1 protein-coding gene is annotated in these 1,429 nt (G+C 67.7%); it reads right to left on the bottom strand.

Features of this window, described 5'->3' with window-relative positions:
* Nucleotides 1–56 precede the first annotated feature (56 nt).
* Nucleotides 57–1,295: an IS256 family transposase gene (locus AC068Z_RS42220; protein WP_478569098.1), complete on the bottom strand. Its 1,239-nt coding sequence runs from the start codon at nucleotides 1,293–1,295 to the stop codon at nucleotides 57–59.
* Nucleotides 1,296–1,429: the final 134 nt, after the last annotated feature.

Here is a 1,429-nt window from a genome sequence, read left to right on the forward strand (position 1 = left end):
GGGTCACGTCCGCTGGAGTGGTGTATCGACGGCCACTCGGTGATCTCGGTTTGAGGCTATGCGGTGAGTTCGGTCGGGAGGACGGTCTCGTCGGTTTCTGACTCGATCGGGTGGAGGCGGGCTTTGGCGAGGAGGTCGAGGCCCATGTAGCGGCGGGCTTCGGTCCACTCGTCGTTCTGCTCGGCCAGGACAGCGCCGACCAGGCGGATCAGGGCGGTGCGGTCGGGGAAAATGCCGACGACGTCGGTGCGGCGGCGGATCTCCTTGTTGAGGCGTTCTTGCGGGTTGTTCGACCAGATCTGCCGCCAGATCTCGCGGGGGAAGGCCGTGAAGGCCAGCACGTCGCCCTGGGCGGCATCCAAGTGGGCTGCAGCTTTGGGGAACTTGGCCTCCAGGGCATCGAGGACGTGCCGCATCTGGGCTTGGACGGCATCGGTGTCGGGCTGTTCGAAAACGGTCCGCAACAAGGTCGCCACCCACGGCTGGGCGGACTTGGGGACCTGGCTCAGCAACGCGCGGGCGTAGTGAGTCCGGCAGCGCTGCCAGCTCGCGCCGGGCAGGGTGGCGCCGATCGCGTTGACCAGGCCCATGTGGGCGTCGGAGATGACGAGTTGGACGCCGGACAGGCCGCGGGCGATGAGCGAGCGAAGGAAGGCGAGCCAGCCGGCGCCGTCCTCTGCGGTGGCGACGTCGATGCCGAGGATCTCACGGTGTCCGTCGGCGTTGACGCCGACCGCGATCAGCGCGTGGACGTTGATGACGCGGCCGCCCTCGCGGACCTTCTGAGTCAGCGCGTCGACCCAGACGAAGGCATAGGGCCCGGCGTCCAGGCGGCGGTTGCGGAACGCGGCGACCTGTTCGTCCAGGTGCTTGGCCATCGCGCTGACCTGGGACTTCGACAGCTGGGTCACCCCCAGGGACTCGGCGAGCTTCTCGACCCTGCGTGTGCTCACGCCCAGCAGGTAGGCGGTGGCGACCACTGAGATGAGGGCCTGCTCGGCCCGGCGGCGGCGTTCGAGGAGCCAGTGCGGGAAGTAACTCCCGGACCTGAGCTTGGGGATGGCCAGTTCGACGGTGCCCGCCCTCGTGTCCCACTCGCGTGGGCGGTAGCCGTTGCGGTGGTTGACGCGTTCGTCGCTGACCTGCCCGTATTCGGCATTGCAGAGGGCGTCGGCCTCCGCGGACATGAGTGCGTCGGCGAACGTTTTCACCATCGCGCGGAGCAGATCGGGACTCGCCGCGGCGAGGTTCTCTTCGGCGAGGGCGTGCAGGGGCAGACTGTCGGGTGCGGTCATCGTGCTGATCTCCTTCGGGCTTCGACACCTCGAAGATCAGCCGGTGGCCGTTCATCTATGCGGGCACCATCCCGATGCCGGAGCAAACCCCCGGATCAGGTCGAACCCGTACACCACTTCCCTGGACGCAACCA

This window comes from Streptomyces sp. NPDC043726 (genome assembly GCF_056436565.1).